The following is a 15,696-nucleotide window of genomic DNA, read 5'->3' as shown; positions in this document are numbered from 1 at the left end:
CGCGCCATCCCCGCCATCCCCTCAGGCAGTCGCGCTGTGGCCAGTACCTGGCCGCCCTCGTCCATCACCTCCACATCGTGATGCTCCTCGGCCCAATCATCACCCACAAAAAACTTCACCACTCGTCTCCCGAACTCGGCACCATTCCACCACCAGTAAGCCGGTCGGGAGAACCGTCAGCGACCTAATGAACCAGTGCTCACGCCCCACCACACGGCGGGCCCGGCACGACATCCCAGCAGCGATCACATCTCCCGGTCACCAGCAGGGGCACGCTCTCCGTCAAGAACTCAAAGTCCAGGAGCGACCAGTGCTCACCAGCCAGCGGCTTACCAGCCCGAGTCTGCCAAACCAGCGACCCGCTAACACTCATTAGGAGCGGCTGCGGAGCACGCGTGGGTCGAAGAACCCGCCAAAGCGGGTCAGAGAGCCGACGAGGGGACTCGAACCCCTAACCACCGCTTTCGTTAGCCAGACTTGTCATCACTGACCGTAAGCACTCGATAGTCCCCGTGACCTGCGCGTATGCCTCGCCGGGTCTGCCACGGATGGTCAGCGTTGCTGGTCATCTGTCGCTGAATCGGATGAGTTAAGACGTGAGTAGGCGCTTAGCGGATCGCAGGTTGAGAGAGCCTGCGCCAGGTCGCTCAGAGGATCTCTATCACCTGGGCGCCACGGCTCCTCCCTGCGCTGCGGGCGGCGGCCCTTCGATTGGGAACGGACAACGGTCCTGCTGGGACTTCGGCCGGCTCAGATCGGCCTGCTTGCCTTCTCCGTGCTGTGTGCGGCGTTGGTCGCCTTCGGTGGTCTGGCACCCGGTGCGAAGGCCGTCGGGCTCATGGCTGCAGTCGCGACGGTGGCCGGTGCGGTCGCGCGCCTGGACGGGCTTCCGGCGTACCGGTGGGCAATGCTCCGCGCCCTGAATGGCGTACGTGCTCTCGGCGGGAGGCAGTCGTATCGGGCGAGTCTGATGGGGCCGAGGAGTCACGGCACGATTCACATTCCTGGGCAGGATGCGGCGTTGAAGGTGATTGATGCTCGCTCGTCGATCGCGGCGATTCATGATCCTCGTCGTCGTCGATTGGTAGCGGTCGCGCGGATCGAGGGGCCGGCGCACCTACTTCAGAACTCTGACGAGCAGGAGCGTCGGGTTACGGCGTACGGGCGCTTGATCGCTGGGCTCTGTCAAAGCGGCCGGATCAGTCGCGCTCAGATTCTGGAGCGGACCTTGCCGGACTCCGGAGACGGGCTGGGCGAATGGGCCAAGAAGCGGCAAGTCGACCCGGGAACGGCGGCCGGGACGATCTACCAAGATCTCCTGCGGCGTGCTGCGCCGGCGTCGGCGAAGCACGAGACACTTTTCTCGTTCGCGCTCAACCTCGACGCCGTCTCGAAGGAGATCCGAAAGCACGGCGGCGGGATGTCTGGCGCGATGGCCGTGCTGGAGTCGGAGGCGCGTGCCTTTCAGACATCTTTCGGGGCGGCGGGCGTCGCCGGCTGCTGGCTCGATGCTCCTGAGCTGGCGATGAGCCTGCGAGTCGCGTTCGATCCAGCGGCGACTAGGACGATCCCAAGTACCGAGGTGTTGGATCCGGCAGGCGCCGGGCCGCTGGCTGTGGAGACAGGCTGGGATCAGCTGAGGACAGACTCGTCGTTCCACCGTGTGTACGTAGTCGCTGAGTGGCCACGGGTTCGCGCCACGCCTTCATTCTTGAGCCCTTTGCTCTTGAGGCCTGGTATCAGGCGCACCTTTTCTCTCGTGCTTCAGCCGATACCGATCTCCAAGGCGCTACGTGACGCACGCAGGCATCGAGTCGAGCGAATCACTGACCGGGCGACCCGAGCCAGGATCGGTCAACTCGAGACGGAAGAGGACTGCCTGGTGGATGCCGACGTCATTCAGCGGGAGAAGGACCTGGCGGCGGGACATGGCGACGTTCGCTGGCTGGGTCTGCTGGTTGTGTCCGCTGATACCGACGAGGTTCTCAATGAAGCGTGCACAGAGCTGGAGATCGCCGGGGCCCAGGCGCTAATAGATCTCCGTCGATTGGTGGGGCAGCAACTGGAGGGCTTCATCGCGGCTGCCTTGCCCTTCGGAATCGGCCTCGGATGACGGGGCGGGAACGCAGCGCTGGCCGGTTTGAACCTGCCGGCGGGAGTCGTCGAGCGCGGCTGGCGAACCGGCGTGCCTTGATCAATGCAGGCAAGGCAGCGGCCACACCGGTGTCCGGCGATGCAACCGAGTCAGCTGGCGGACCGTCGAGCCTCCTGCGTCCGCGTCCACTGCTTGTCGATCCGCACCGTGCGACGACTCGAGTCCTGCGGGTCGCGTATCCGTTCCTCGCGGAAAGCGGTCTCGGGACGGATGGGACGTATCTCGGTTCCGACGTGTTCAGCGGTGGCTCCTTCGTCTACGACCCGTGGGTGCTCTACCAGTCCAGGGTCATCACCAATCCCAACATGCTGATCGCCGGAGTGATCGGGAGCGGTAAGTCCACGACTGCCAAGGCGCTGATCACGCGATCGATCGCACTTCGACATCGCGCCTACGTGCCGTGCGATCCGAAAGGGGAATGGACGAGCGTTGCCGAAGCGATCGGCGGCATGACGATCAAGCTCGGCCCCGGAATGCCGACCCGCCTCAACCCGTTGGATGCCGGGGAACGCCCCAGCATCGTGAGTACCGAGGAGTGGCAGCGCGTCATCTGGTCACGCCGCCGCGCGCTCCTCGGCACCCTGGCCGAGTCGACCCTTGGCCGACCGATGACAGCCGTCGAACACACCTCTGTCGACTTGGCACTCGAGACCGCGTCCAACGCTGCGCAGTCGCCGACGATTCCTGACGTCGTCACCGCGCTGTTCGATCCCGACCGTGACCAAGCCCAACGTCACGGATTGAAGGCTGAGAGCCTCAGTGGTGACGCGCGTGAGGTCGCTCATGCGATCCGGCGGCTCGTCCACGGCGACCTCGCTGGCATGTTTGATGGACCGTCGACCACGCAGTTCGACCCGACGCTCCCGATGGTGACCCTGGACTCGTCGCGAATCGGCTCAGGAGGCAACGACCATGCGCTCAGGCTGGCACTCGCCTGCGCTTCGTCATGGATGGAAGCCGCCGTTGCAGACCCATCAGGAGGGCAACGCTTCATCGTGTACGACGAAGGCTGGCGGGTGATGCGCGACCCTGCCCTGCTTCGCCGGATGCAGGAGCAGTGGAAGCTGTCGCGAGCCTGGGGCGTCTCCAACGTACTGATCGTGCACCGCCTATCGGATCTAGCCGCCGTGGGCGACGCCGGCTCCGAATCGCGCGCCCGGGCAGAAGGTCTGCTCGCCGACTGCTCGACACGCGTCATGCTCCGGCAAGAACCCGACCAGCTGGCGCGCACGGCCACACTTCTTGGCCTCACCGACGTCGAGATCGCGACCATTGCCAAGCTTCCGAAGGGCCGGGCTCTCTGGCGTCTGCCCAGCCGGTCATTCGTAGTACAACTCGTCCGGCATGCCCGCGAAGCCGAGCTCTTCGACACCGACTCCCGGATGTAGAGCGATGCTCCCAACATCCAATCGAACTCATCCGGACATGACTAACCTTCTGCTGGCGGGACTCGGGATCCTGGTCGCTTTCGCCGGCGTCTTCCACACGGCCGGTGGGATCGCCTGCTGGCTGACGACAGGAGGATGGATACAAGCCCCGTGGAGTTCGGGGTTCAAAGTACTTGCCGATCCTCGCCGACCTGGGGCTGCCTTCGGCCTACCTGCCCTAAATCCGGTGCTCTATTGGCTTGTCCTTGCGACGCTGGTGGCCTTGCCAGCATGTGGGGCACTCGTAGTCCATCGAGTGTGGCTGAGCCGCATGGCAAGCATCGTCAGCCGTACAAGGGCTTTGGCCCGGAGGCCTGGTCTCGCCACTCGCGCCGACGCGCAACTCGCCGTCGGTCGCCGGCAAGTCCTGCGGCGTGGCAGATCGGCAAGGCCGCTCCTGGCGACCACATCTGCCAGGGACGTTGGGTTGTTGCTTGGCAGGTCGTCAGGGGTCGCCTGTTGGGCATCGGTCGAGGACTCCCTCATCTATGTCGGCCCGCCCCGTTCGGGCAAAGGTCTGCACCAGGTGATCGGATCAATCATCGACGCCCCGGGAGCCGTCGTCACAACGTCCACCCGTCCTGACAACCTGGTGGCAACGATCGGCCTACGACGCAACACAGGCCCGGTCGCGATCTTCGACCCCCAAGCACTCGGCTCGATGGAAGGCATCCGCTGGTCACCAATCCGCGGCTGCGAGAACCCGACGACTGCAATCGTCCGAGCCAGTGGCCTCGCCGCCGGCGCAGGCTTCAACAAAGGCGGCGTCTCCGATGGCGCCTTCTGGCACGGCCAAACCGAGATGGCTTTGCGAGGTCTCCTGCACGCTGCCGCCATCGACGAATCCGGGATAGCCCAGCTGTACCGCTGGAGTCTCGAACCTGCGTCGGCAATCGAAGCCGTCGCCATCCTCAACAGGTCGGAGAATGCGGCCGAAGGATGGGGCGACACTCTCGACGGCATCGTCCGGATGGACAGCCGAACACGTGACGCCATCTGGGCCGGCGTTCGCTCGGCTCTGTCCGCTTTGGCCGATCCCGCGGTGCGCAAAGCCTTCGATCCACCGCCTGGCGAAGGCCTAGACCCAGCATCCTTCCTGCGCGACCGCGGAACCATCTACCTCCTCGGAACCGGAGTCGGCGCCAGCGCCACATCATCCTTCATCGCCGCCTTGCTTGAGGACATCACCGAGTCCGCCCGCCAAATCGCCGCCGGCAACCTAGGCGGCCGCCTAGAACCGCCGCTGAGCATGATCCTCGATGAGATCGCCAACCTCTGCGCCGTACCGTCACTGCCGGCGCTGATGGCAGACGGTGGTGGCTCTGGAATCTCCACTCTCGTTGTCATCCAATCCCTCGCCCAAGCAAGAGACCGCTGGGGCGAACAAGCCGCAGCCGCCATGTGGGACGCAGCCACCCTCCGCCTGATCCTCGGCGGCTCAGCCCAACCCCGCGACCTTCAAGACCTCGCGGCCGTCTGCGGCGAACGCGACGAAGAAATCCGCAACTGGAGCCGCGGCAGCGACGGAGCCAAAACCGTCTCCACCAGCACCCGCCGAATCCCGATCCTGCCGCCCGATGTTCTCAGAACCCTCCCGTTTGGCACTGGCGTTCTCCTAGTTCGAACGGCCCCACCCATCCTCCTCGAGATGACACCGTGGACAGCCCGTTCAGACGCCGACCAGATCCAACGAAGCATCGACCAAGCGACAGGTGCCCGATGACCTCTCAAGACGATCTGATCCGCGCCCTGTCGATGTCAGGCGCCGCCATCGACGATCCCTTCGTCGTCTGCTGGCGCGACCTGGACGACGTCACCGCCACCGAAGAACTCGACCGCCTTATGGACTGGGTCCAGTGGTTCACCACCCGCTACCGCCTCGACCACAAAGTCGTCCCCCCGTGCTGGCACCAGCACGGCGCGATCACCGAAGAACTCTCCGCCCTGCGCACATTCTGGGAATCCTGCTACCTGGAAGACGCCGCCCCCTCTGACCCCCTCGCCTTCCACCGGGACCTAGAACACGCCCTCCGCCGCCTCCGCGAATGGAGCTCCCACCTCGGCTGCTCACGCACCACGCACCGGCCAGAGCCAGACGACCTATAGGCGGCCTGCTCGAACGCGCGGAAAGCAGGGCAGAGAGCCGAGCGGGACATGCTACTCGCCGCAGTTTCGCCGGTCCGGGGCCAACAGCCCTTCGGCGATTGCACCTCATCAGCCAAGGCGATCCATGTAGGACAGTCAGGGGTCTCCTGTCCGGCAGGGCGCAGATCGGATTGTGATATCCGCCCGCGATCTGCTGACCGAGGCCAACCCGGAGACGACGGTCTGGGGGATCGAGAGCGAGTACCGGCGTGATTCAAGGCGTTCGCCGAACAGGGCCGCCATTTGTCAGAGCTCCGGACTCCCAGGTCACCCAACTGCGGCTCGGTCGCTCGGTAGTTGACGTGTTGGGAATGGAACCTCTGCTTCGGAAACCCATGGACCGCCTAGATAGCGCCAGACTGACCAGCCGGTCGCCAGCGGCGACGGCCAGTACTGCGTCTGGCTGAGGTCGGTGTGGAGCTGTTGGGCCGCGGCGGGGTCGACCTTGTTCTGCACGGTGATGTGCGGCCGGAACGGCTGGCGGTCCTGTGGAGTCAGCCACTGTTGCCAGCGATCTGCCAGCAGGTGATGTAGGGCCAGAAGCTTCCCCGAGTGCACCTGGAGAGCCACACCGTTTCCGAGGAGGAGCGGTTTGGCGACAGCGAGATCGAACGGTGGTGGGGCCAATGCGCGCAGATCGGCGAGCACTCTGGGCAGCTGTTGGTCAGGTAGCCGATGAAACAGTGTGAGGTGCGCTTCAACGCGATTGATGCGCGCTGGGAAGTGACGCCGGCGAAGCTCGTCGAAGATCGCCGTACTGTGCTCGTCCAGGCGCAGGGTGATGATGATCGGAGTTTCAGGTGAGGATCCCATTGTCTGTCCTTCCTGCTGACGAGACTTTCTGGCCCGGGTCGGCCGCCTCTTCCAGTTGCTCGGAAGAGGCGGCCTTCGAGACTGGCCGGGGTTAGTTGCTCTTGGCGCTGGTGTTGATCTCGCCGTTGACGCCGTTCGGGAAGAAGCCGCCCTTCTTGACCATCGCCGGGTTGAGGTAGACAACGTTCAGTACCTGACCGGCGGAGCGGCTGAAGGCGATTCCGTTGGCGTCGGTCGGGATGATGTTCGCCGTGTCGAGGCGGTTGAGGCCCTGGTCGAGGTCGGTGGAGCCGTCGAGGCTGTCGCGGGCGTCGGAGATGGCCCGGGACGGGGTTGCCAGGCCGCGGTTGAGGAGCGTCGTACGGATGTTGGCCGCGTGGTAGGCCTCGACGGCGAGGATGCCGGCTGCTGCTTCGAGGTAGGTCTTGTTGGAGATCAGGGGAGCGGCGCCCTTGTAGGCGGTGACGCCGACGTCTTCGAAGACGAAGGCGGCGAGCAGGAAGTTGTCGTCGTTGGCGTAGGCGTCGAACTTCTGGCCTGGCTTGATCAGGCCGGCTGCCGTCGCGGCGGCGGTGAAGGCGGCGTCGATGTCGATGGCCGGGCGGGCGACCTTGGCGCTGCCCAGGGCGGCGCGGAGGAACTTGACGTGGGCCAGTTCGTCGGCGGCGATCTCGGTGGCGAACTGCTGGATGACCTTGTTCTTGAAGTTCACCTTGCGGCCGCCGGAGACCTTGCCCGGCGTGCCCTTGCCGTCGATCGCCGTGGACGGAAGCCCGGTGCCGTGTACTGCGCGCAGGTAGAACTCGGCTTCGAGGTACTCGAGGTTGAGCGCGAAGTTCAGGACCGCGCCGTCGCTGGGACCGGCGGCCGAGGCCTCACTGATCAGACCGGTCGAGATGGCGCCCGCGGCGGCTACCCCCAGGCCGGCCACGCCTGCGGAGTGCAGGAACCTGCGCCGGTCGAGCCCGTTCTCGGCGCTGCGATCGATGGCCTGGCGGACGAACAGTTTGTCGAACATACGACTTCACTCCCGGTGTTCGATGTCACCCGGCCGGAGTCCCGGACAGGTGCCTCCCAAGTGCCGATCGGTGGCAGAAGCGGCGATCAGCGGAGCGGGGTTCGGAGCGGGGAATGTGTCGGATGGGTCACAGGCAAGACGAGAGCCGGCCGCCCGTGCGGCCGGCTCTCGGAGTCTCAGGTCAGGCGTTGGCGCGACTTGTGTTGATCTGGCCGTTCACGCCGGCCGGGAAGAACCCTCCCTTGGTGGCCTTCTTGGGCGTCAGGTAGACGACGTTGAGGACCTGATCTGCGCCGCGGCTGAAGGCGATGCCGTTGGCGTCGGTCGGGATGATGTTGGTCTTGCCCCGGTACGTCGTGCCCTGGTCGAGGTCGGCCTTACCGTCGAGGCTGTCGCGGGCGTTGGAGATCGCGACCGACGGTACCTGCAGGCCGCGCGCGACCAGCGTCGTACGGATGTTGGCCGCGTGATACGCCTCGACCGCGAGGATGCCGGCGGCGGCCTCCAGGTAGGTCTTGTTGCTGATCAGCGGTGCGGCGCCCTTGTAGGCAGTGACGCCGACGTCCTCGAAGACGTAGGCCGCGAGCAGGAAGTTGTTCTCGTTCGCGTAGGCGTCGAACTTCTGCCCGGGCTTGATCAGCCCGGCCGCCAGCGCGGCCGAGGTGAACGCGGCGTCGATGTCGATCGACGGGCGCGCCACTGCCGCAGTACCGAGGGCCTTGCGCAGGAACTTCACGTGGGCGAGTTCGTCAGCGGCGATCTCGTCGGCGTAGGCCTTGACGACCTTGGACTGGAACTTGACCTTGCGACCGCCCCGGACGCCACCGAGCCTGCCCTTGCCGTAGACATCTGTCGCGGACAGGCCAAAGCCGCGGACCGCGCGCAGGTAGAACTCGGCCTCGAGGTATTCCAGGTTGAGCGCGAAGTTCAGTACCGCGCCGTCGCTCGGCTTGGCGCTGTCGTGGCTGAGGCCGTCGGTGTCCGCGGTGGCGGAACTGAAGACGCCGCCGGCGAGCAGACCGCCGCCGACCAGGCCTGCACCGACACCGGTGACCCCGGCGGCGCGGAGGAACTTCCGCCGGTCGACGCCGTTCTCGGCGCTCCGATCGATCGCGTTGCGGATGAAGAGCTTGTCGAACATCTCTACTCCAGAGTCGAGTTCCGCCCGGCCAGACGGCCGGGCGGGCACAGCGAGTCGTCTCAAGAGCGGTTGGCGGCGACCAGCCATCCGAACCTGCTTCGGTACGACGCCCCCACCGGATCGGTCCAGACCGCGTGTCGCGTGCGATCTGGATGAACGCGTGTCGAATGACAGCCGGGAGGATGTAACAGTCACCGCTCACAGCACGATGTAGCTGAAGGCCGGGGTCCAGTCCGCGGCCTCAAGACCCACCAGCCAATCCCCGGAGCGCTGGTGGGTCTTTTCACGCCCAGTTTCGAGTCGGCGATTCATTGGCGGGGACCGATCCGGCCGGGCGTGGGCTCCGAATATCGCCTTGCCGTCTTCGCCAGGGGAGCCAATGATGTCCAGCACTGTTTCCGTCACCAGCCGTTCACGCCGGCTCGTCGCCGCGCTGTCGCGCCGGGAGTGGGCGTCGATCGCCGGGATGGCGGCGTTCATCGCAGCACTGCACATCATCGGTTGGGGCGTCCTACTACTGCTGATCGCTCCTAGGCACTACGACCTGGGTACTGCGGGCGTGTTCGGTGTCGGGCTCGGTGTGACTGCGTACACGTTGGGGATGCGGCATGCGTTCGATGCCGACCACATCGCGGCAATCGACAACACGACCCGAAAGCTGATGGCTGACGGGCAGCGACCGGTGTCGGTTGGGTTCTGGTTCTCTCTTGGGCATTCGACGATTGTCTTCGTGTTGTGCTTCTTGCTCGGCGCCGGAGCCAAGGCGCTGGCGGGTCAGGTCGAGAACGGCTCGTCCGCGCTTCAGCAGGCGACCGGCGTCATCGGCACGGCGGTTTCGGGTGTCTTCCTCTACCTCATCGCCATCATCAACCTGGTCCTCCTGGTCGGAATCGTGAAGGTGTTCCGCCGGATGCGGCACGGCGACCTCGACGAGGCCGCCCTCGAGGACCAGCTGAACAAGCGTGGCTTCATGAACCGGATCCTGTCGGGCGCCACGAAATCGGTCACGAAGCCGTGGCAGATGTATCCGATCGGGTTGCTCTTCGGACTGGGCTTCGACACCGCGACCGAGGTCAGCCTGCTCGTCCTGGCCGGTGGTGCGGCCGCGTTCAGTCTGCCCTGGTACGCCGTGCTGACGCTGCCGATCCTCTTTGCCGCAGGAATGAGCCTGCTCGACACCGTCGATGGGTGCTTCATGAACTTCGCCTACGGCTGGGCATTCTCAAAACCGGTCCGCAAGGTCTACTACAACATCACCATCACCGGCCTGTCCGTCGCAGTCGCACTTGTGATCGGCAGCATCGAGCTGATCTCGATCCTCACAGACAAGCTCGGCATCAGCACGGGTCCGTTGGCTGCGATCGCTGACGTCGACCTGAACTATGTCGGTTACGGCATCGTCGCCTTGTTCGTCGCCACCTGGGTGCTCGCCCTCGGTGTCTGGAAATACGGTCGGATCGAACAGAAGTGGACCGCACGTCTCGGTCCAACCGACTGAGGGCGCTTGATCAGAGAGCCGTGCGCGGTCTGTTACGAGCAGTTGCCAATAGCCCCTAACTGGCGCAGATCAATCGCGTTGGCCACCCATCCGGTTCCGGATCAGTGGCGAAGTACCGAGGTCGGCCGGAGGGTCGATGGTGCCTCGGTGGCCTGACGATCCCCACTGGGGCATCACTTGGGCTGCTCGCCGGCGGCGTGTACCCAGCCGCTGCGTCCACGCCTGAGAACAGGTGGCGTCCCATGCGCGTGGGGCGCCACCTGACCTTGGTCTCTAGCGGACGATGGCTTCGATTCCGTTCATCGTGTGCTCCTTCGCGGTGACGCCGCGAAGCTGACGCCCAGCCTCACGGTCCGGTCCGGTCAGCGACCTATCAGCAAGCAAGGGCTGAACTTGGGATGGAAAGGCAGTCACGGGTACCCATCCGCGGCTGCTTCGGCTACGAACTGCACCAGCGTCGCCTGAACTCAGAAGTCGGTCGGAGGCCATCTGCGGCCCGGGTGGCTCCGAATGGTTCAGGACCGTGCCGTCGAGCGAGAGGCTGGCGCATGTATGCACCGGCTCCACTGAAACGTCAGCTGAACCGATCGGGGTTGTTGCTGCTCGGGCCCGCGTTTGTTGCCGCGGTGGCCTATGTCGACCCGGGGAACTTCGCGACGAACATCGCTGCCGGTACGACGTACGGCTATCTGTTGTGCTGGGTGGTCGTCGGGGCCAACCTGATGGCGGTACTGGTTCAGTATCTGGCGGCCAAGGCGAGTATCGCGACCGGGCGGACTCTTCCGCAGTTGTGTCGCGAGCAGTTCAGTCGGTCGACCTCGACTGGTTTGTGGGCGCAGGCCGAGCTGGTGGCGATCGCGACCGATCTGGCCGAGGTGGTCGGTGGGGCGATCGCGTTGAACCTGCTGTTCGGGATTCCGCTGCTGCTCGGTGGTGCTGTCACGGGGCTGGTGTCGTTCGCGTTGCTGATGTACCAGTCCAGGCGTGGGCAACGGCCGTTCGAGGCGGCGATCGTGGGGCTGCTGGCGGTAGTACTGACCGGGTTCGTGGTGTCGACGATCCAGTCGCATCCATCCGGCCGAGCGGTGATTGGAGGCCTGGTACCACGGCTTGATGGCACCGACTCGCTCGTACTGGCCGCCGGGATGCTCGGCGCGACGGTGATGCCGCACGCGATCTGGTTGCACGGCGCGCTCGTCACGGACCGGCATGGCAAGACGCTCAAATCGATGGTCGGCAAGTTGCAGGTGCTCAAGGCGACGAGGCTGGATGTCGGGATCGCGATGGCGCTGGCCGGCGCGGTGAACCTCGCCATGGTCGTGGTCGCCGCCGCCGCACTCAGGGGATCAGGTGCGGACACGCTCGACGCGGCACATCAGGCGTTCGGTGAAAACCTGGGCCGGATGCCGGCTCTGCTGTTCGCGCTCGCGCTGCTGGCTTCCGGTTTCGCTTCCTCGTCGGTCGGTACGTACGCCGGGTCAGTCATCCTCGAGGGCTTCTGGAAGCGGCACGTCCCGCTCGGCGCCCGCCGACTGATCACCTTGCTACCCGCGCTCGTGATCCTTGCCCTCGGCATCGACCCGAGCCGCGCGCTGGTGGTCTCCCAGGTAGTCCTGAGTTTCGGTATTCCCTGTGCGCTCTGGCCTCTGGTCCGGCTCACCGCGTCGCGCAAGGTGATGGGGGAGTTCGTCAATCGCTGGCAGACCACGGCGCTCGCCTGTCTGGTCGCGACGGCGATCACCACACTGAATGTCGTGCTGATCGTCCTCACGCTCCGCGGCTGAAAGAAACTTCGCCGTGCTTTGAACGCGGAGTCCGGCGAGCCCGTACTCACTCGCATCATCCGTCGATTCGAGGAGCTCGTCATGAAGAGATCGCTGGCCGCCGCTGTTGCTCTCGGCACCATGCTCGCTGCAGGTCTGACCGCAGTACCGTCCGCATCTGCGACGAGTCGCAGCGCGGCTCCCGACATCTACCTACTCGAAAGCAACGGCACGCTGAGCGTCAGGGACTCGCACCGGCCGCTGCTCTCCGAACATCGGGTCAAGGTCCGGGGCCTCAACGCTCACGATCGGCTGGTCGGCATCGACGTTCGTCCCGCTACCGGTCAGCTCTACGCGATCGCCAAGTCCGGCCAGCTGTACACGCTGGACGTCAGGTCAGGACGCGCCTCGGCTGTCGGTACGGCGGCGGCCGGAGTGGTTGGTACCGCCGTTGGATTCGACTTCAACCCGACCGTGGACCGGATCAGGGTGGTCTCGAGCAGCGGCCGCAACCTGCGGCTGCACCCCGACACGGGCGCAGTCGCCGCGGTCGATACTTCGCTGGCCTATGCGGAGGGTGGCTCTGGACCGAAGGTCGCGGCCGCGGCGTACACGGACAGTTTCGCGGGCGCCACGACCACCGGCCTGTACGGTCTCGACGCCCGCCGGGATTCCCTGGTCACCCAGGGCACGCTGCCGGGGACGACGCCGGCCGTCTCCCCGAACGCCGGGCAGCTTTTCACCGTCGGCCGGCTCGGTACGAACATCTCGGCTGTGAACGGCTTCGACATCAGCGGCAAGGGACGCGTGGCCGGCTCGTACGACGCCCGCGACTACGACGCGATCGCCGCCGTCCAGGGCGACTACAGCCTGTTCAATGCCTCGAAGCTGGTTCGGGTCGACCTGCGCACCGGCCGCACCACCCCGCTCCTAGCGCTCGGGCTGGGTGAGGTTGTCGGCCTCGCCTACGCCGCTCGCTGACGCCCACGGGCCGCCGGATCGACTCCGGCGGCCCGCGTCCTGAGAGGACTCGCCAGTGCCATCGCCACCTCGCCAGCACGGTCTGCGAACCGATCACGATCTCAGTGCGGACGACGGGATCCGGGCCGCGTACGCCGAACACGGCGCTGAGCTCTACCGCTTCGCGTTGCGCCAGCTCGACGACGAGGGAGCGGCCAGGGACGTCGTACAGGAGACCTTCGTCCGTGCCTGGCGGGCCGCTGATCGGTTCGACCCGTCCCTTGCGAGCCTGCGCGTCTGGCTCTTCGCGATCGCTCGCAACCTGGTGATCGACGAGTCGCGTCGCAAGGCCGCACGGCCGGCATCGCCGCAGCCGCCTGAATTGCTGACCGAACTTGGCCCGGTGACGGACAACGCCGACGATCACGCGGTCTTGAGCTGGCTAGTGGAGGAGGCGTTGCGACGGATCAGACCCGAGGCCCGCTCGGCGCTGGTGGAGACCTACCTGCGCGGCCGTCCGTACGACGAGGTCGCCGCAGAGCAAGGGATTCCGGTCGGGACACTACGCAGCAGAGTCTTCTACGGGCTCAAGGCGCTGCGACTGGCGATGGACGAGATGGGAGTGGAACTGTGAGCACCGAGGAGCATCGCCGGCTGCGGGAGCTGCTCGGGAGCTACGCCCTGGGCCAGCTGGAGGCTGTCCAGGCAGCCGGGCTTCACGCCCATCTCGATGGTTGCGCCGACTGCCGTGCCGAGCTGGCTGCGATCGCGCCGCTGGCCGCGCCGCTCAAGCTGGTGAACCCCGATCGCCTCGAGCAGACGCCAGTGGCTCCGCCGGACTGGCTGGAAGAGTCCATCCTCGCGGCGATCAAAGCCGAACCTCGACGGATCCGGCCGAAGGGCAGGTGGCTGCTGGCCGCCGCCGCTGCACTGGTGATCGGGGGCGCCGGTACCGGACTGGGCTACGCGCTGGCGCCCGACCCGCCGAAGATCCCGCTCGAGCCAGTACAGGTGACCGCGCTGGCAGCCGGCGTGCAGTCGACTGCAGATGTCGTTCCCCACACGTGGGGGATGGAGATCAAGCTGGTCGGCACGGGGTACGAGGCCGGAAAGAAGTACCACGTGGTTGTGCTCGACACTGCCGGCCGGATGGCGCCGGCGGGAGAGTTCATCGGTACCGGTGCCAAGCGGATGTCCTGCAATCTGAACTCGTCCGTACTCCGTTCCGACGCGAAGGCCTTCGAGGTCATCGATGAGGCAGACCACGTTGTCCTCAGAGGACTGGTCTGAGCAGAGCAGGCGACCCCGAGGTGGCAGCTTGTAGTCGCTGTTGTACTGTCAGTGCGGAGTGTTCTCCGTCGCTCGCGCTTGAAGGAGTCAGGGGCTCATGCTCAAGACGCAGGTACGCGGCCAGATAAGTCGGGCCAAAGTGAAGTACGACCGAGTTGCGCCGGAGCCGGCAGCGGTGCGGGTTTGCGAAGATCACGGCGGGGCGTTGTTCGCCCTGGCGACCGTGATGATGCGCGATCAGGCGCCGGCCGAAGCGGCGGTGGTCGAGGTGATCTCTGCCGCTTTTCCCGCGACGGCAGAGGCGATTCCGTTGCCTGCGGCGGAGGTGAGGCGCGAGCTTGCTCGTCGTGTTCATCGACGGTGCTCGCGTGCGGACGAGACGACTGTCCTGTATCAGCAGCGAGTTGCATTGGCATTGACTCAGTGCGGCCAGTTGACCTATCGACAGGTTGCCGACGTCTTGCGCCTGCCCGCGGCTGATGCGGCGCAGTTGCTGTGTTCAGGCCTACGTCAGCACACCGCCACATCCGAATAGCCACTCGGCAACTCCAAGTTGCACGCCATGGTCCGCCGCGCTCGTCCGCGGCGGACCATGGCGTGCGTCAGATCAGTTGAACAGGCCCAGCAGGCCGTGGCTCCAACCGCCGTGGCCGCTCCAGCGCGAGCTGAACTCGACGTAGAGGCCGATGACGATGTTGAGGCCGCTGTGGTAGTCCATGGTGTCTCCTTGAAGCTGGGGGAGGGGTTTGCTTACATCTCTACTTCGGAGCGTCCGTGAGGCCGGATGGGTCAAACGCTTTATTTATTGGTATCGAGGTCGGCGAACGGGGCGAGGTCTTTGAGGAGGGCCGCCTTGGGCTTGGCGCCGACGATAGACTTGACCACTTCGCCGTTCACGTAGACGTTGATCGTGGGGATGCTGATCACGCCGTACTTGCCGGGAGTCTCTGGATTCTCGTCGATGTTCAGCTTCAGGAAGGTCAGCCTTTCGCCGTGCTCTTCGGCCAGCGCCTCGAGGATCGGCGTGACCTGTTTGCAGGGGCCGCACCATTCGGCCCAGAAGTCGACGATGACGGGTGTGTCGCTGGCCATCACGGTCGCGTCGAACTCGGCGTCGGTGATGTCGTTCATCTTGTCGCTCATGATCAGGTCCTTTAGGTTCGGGTCAGGCAGGAAATGGGCTCAGTGGTTGTGGCGTCGTACTCGAGGGCAGACAGGAAGCGCTCGGCGTCCAGGGCTGCGGAACAGCCGGTGCCGGCGGCCGTGATGGCTTGGCGGTAGGTGTGGTCGACCAGGTCGCCGGCGGCGAACACGCCGGGCAGGTTGGTCCGGGTGCTGTCGGGCTGGACCAGTACGTAGCCGTCCTCGTCCAGGTGCACCTGGCCCTTGACCAGTTCCGAGCGCGGGTCGTGGCCGATCGCGATGAACAGTCCGGTCACCGGCAGCTCGCGGGTGTCACCGTTGACGGTGTCACGCAGCACGATGC

15 protein-coding genes are annotated in these 15,696 nt (G+C 65.5%); 10 read left to right on the top strand and 5 right to left on the bottom strand.

Annotated elements, in window-relative coordinates:
• The first annotated feature begins 685 nt into the window (after positions 1-685).
• From AB0M15_RS41630 to AB0M15_RS41615, 4 genes are read left to right on the top strand one after another with little or no spacing between them, the layout of a single operon-like run.
• On the top strand, positions 686-2,113 hold the full coding sequence (locus tag AB0M15_RS41630; protein WP_363832869.1) for an SCO6880 family protein: 1,428 nt from the start codon (positions 686-688) through the stop codon (positions 2,111-2,113).
• A complete protein-coding gene (locus AB0M15_RS41625; RefSeq protein WP_363832867.1) occupies positions 2,110-3,543 on the top strand; it encodes an ATP-binding protein in 1,434 nt (477 codons plus the stop codon). The genes AB0M15_RS41630 and AB0M15_RS41625 overlap by 4 nt, the downstream gene beginning before the upstream one ends.
• Positions 3,500-5,305, top strand: a complete 1,806-nt coding sequence (locus tag AB0M15_RS41620) for a TraM recognition domain-containing protein (RefSeq protein WP_363832866.1) — start codon at positions 3,500-3,502, stop codon at positions 5,303-5,305. The genes AB0M15_RS41625 and AB0M15_RS41620 overlap by 44 nt, the downstream gene beginning before the upstream one ends.
• Entirely contained in the window at positions 5,302-5,688 is a 387-nt protein-coding gene (locus AB0M15_RS41615) for a hypothetical protein (protein WP_363832863.1), read from the top strand. Before AB0M15_RS41620 ends, AB0M15_RS41615 begins: the two co-directional genes overlap by 4 nt.
• A 306-nt stretch (positions 5,689-5,994) precedes the next feature.
• On the opposite strand, the gene AB0M15_RS41610 is transcribed toward AB0M15_RS41615, so the two are convergent.
• From AB0M15_RS41610 to AB0M15_RS41600, 3 genes are all read right to left on the bottom strand, one after another.
• Entirely contained in the window at positions 5,995-6,540 is a 546-nt protein-coding gene (locus AB0M15_RS41610; protein WP_363832861.1) for a 2'-5' RNA ligase family protein, read from the bottom strand.
• Between the two features lie 91 nt (positions 6,541-6,631).
• Entirely contained in the window at positions 6,632-7,558 is a 927-nt protein-coding gene (locus tag AB0M15_RS41605) for a ferritin-like domain-containing protein (RefSeq protein WP_363832860.1), read from the bottom strand.
• A gap of 181 nt (positions 7,559-7,739) precedes the next feature.
• The gene (locus tag AB0M15_RS41600; protein ID WP_363832858.1) at positions 7,740-8,699 is read right to left on the bottom strand and encodes a ferritin-like domain-containing protein; all 960 of its coding nucleotides are present in this window, start codon (positions 8,697-8,699) and stop codon (positions 7,740-7,742) included.
• A 382-nt stretch (positions 8,700-9,081) separates the two neighbouring features.
• Between AB0M15_RS41600 and AB0M15_RS41595 the strand changes: the two genes are divergently transcribed.
• The 6 genes from AB0M15_RS41595 (at position 9,082) to AB0M15_RS41570 (ending at position 14,745) form a co-directional block, all read left to right on the top strand.
• Positions 9,082-10,197 (top strand): HoxN/HupN/NixA family nickel/cobalt transporter, encoded by a 1,116-nt coding sequence (locus tag AB0M15_RS41595; protein ID WP_363832857.1) that lies wholly within the window; start codon positions 9,082-9,084, stop codon positions 10,195-10,197.
• Positions 10,198-10,745: 548 nt separating this feature from the next.
• Complete coding sequence (locus tag AB0M15_RS41590) at positions 10,746-11,981, top strand: Nramp family divalent metal transporter (protein WP_363832855.1); 1,236 nt, start codon at positions 10,746-10,748, stop codon at positions 11,979-11,981.
• Positions 11,982-12,062: 81 nt separating this feature from the next.
• The gene (locus tag AB0M15_RS41585; protein ID WP_363832853.1) at positions 12,063-12,941 is read left to right on the top strand and encodes a DUF4394 domain-containing protein; all 879 of its coding nucleotides are present in this window, start codon (positions 12,063-12,065) and stop codon (positions 12,939-12,941) included.
• Positions 12,942-12,996: 55 nt separating this feature from the next.
• On the top strand, positions 12,997-13,554 hold the full coding sequence (locus AB0M15_RS41580; protein ID WP_363832852.1) for a sigma-70 family RNA polymerase sigma factor: 558 nt from the start codon (positions 12,997-12,999) through the stop codon (positions 13,552-13,554).
• Complete coding sequence (locus tag AB0M15_RS41575) at positions 13,551-14,210, top strand: zf-HC2 domain-containing protein (RefSeq protein ID WP_363832850.1); 660 nt, start codon at positions 13,551-13,553, stop codon at positions 14,208-14,210. The genes AB0M15_RS41580 and AB0M15_RS41575 overlap by 4 nt, the downstream gene beginning before the upstream one ends.
• Positions 14,211-14,307: 97 nt before the next feature.
• A complete protein-coding gene (locus AB0M15_RS41570) occupies positions 14,308-14,745 on the top strand; it encodes a hypothetical protein (RefSeq protein ID WP_363832847.1) in 438 nt (145 codons plus the stop codon).
• A 263-nt stretch (positions 14,746-15,008) separates the two neighbouring features.
• Here the strand turns inward: AB0M15_RS41570 and trxA are convergent, their stop codons facing one another.
• A complete protein-coding gene (gene trxA, locus AB0M15_RS41565) occupies positions 15,009-15,353 on the bottom strand; it encodes a thioredoxin (protein ID WP_363832845.1) in 345 nt (114 codons plus the stop codon).
• Positions 15,354-15,364: 11 nt separating this feature from the next.
• A partial coding sequence (locus AB0M15_RS41560; RefSeq protein WP_363832843.1) for an FAD-dependent oxidoreductase occupies positions 15,365-15,696 on the bottom strand: 332 nt, incomplete at its 5' end.

It is taken from the genome of Kribbella sp. NPDC051718 (assembly GCF_040681515.1).
Lineage (GTDB): Bacteria > Actinomycetota > Actinomycetes > Propionibacteriales > Kribbellaceae > Kribbella.
The sequence above is the reverse complement of the archived record's forward strand: the minus strand, read 5'-3'. Positions and strand labels throughout refer to the sequence as shown.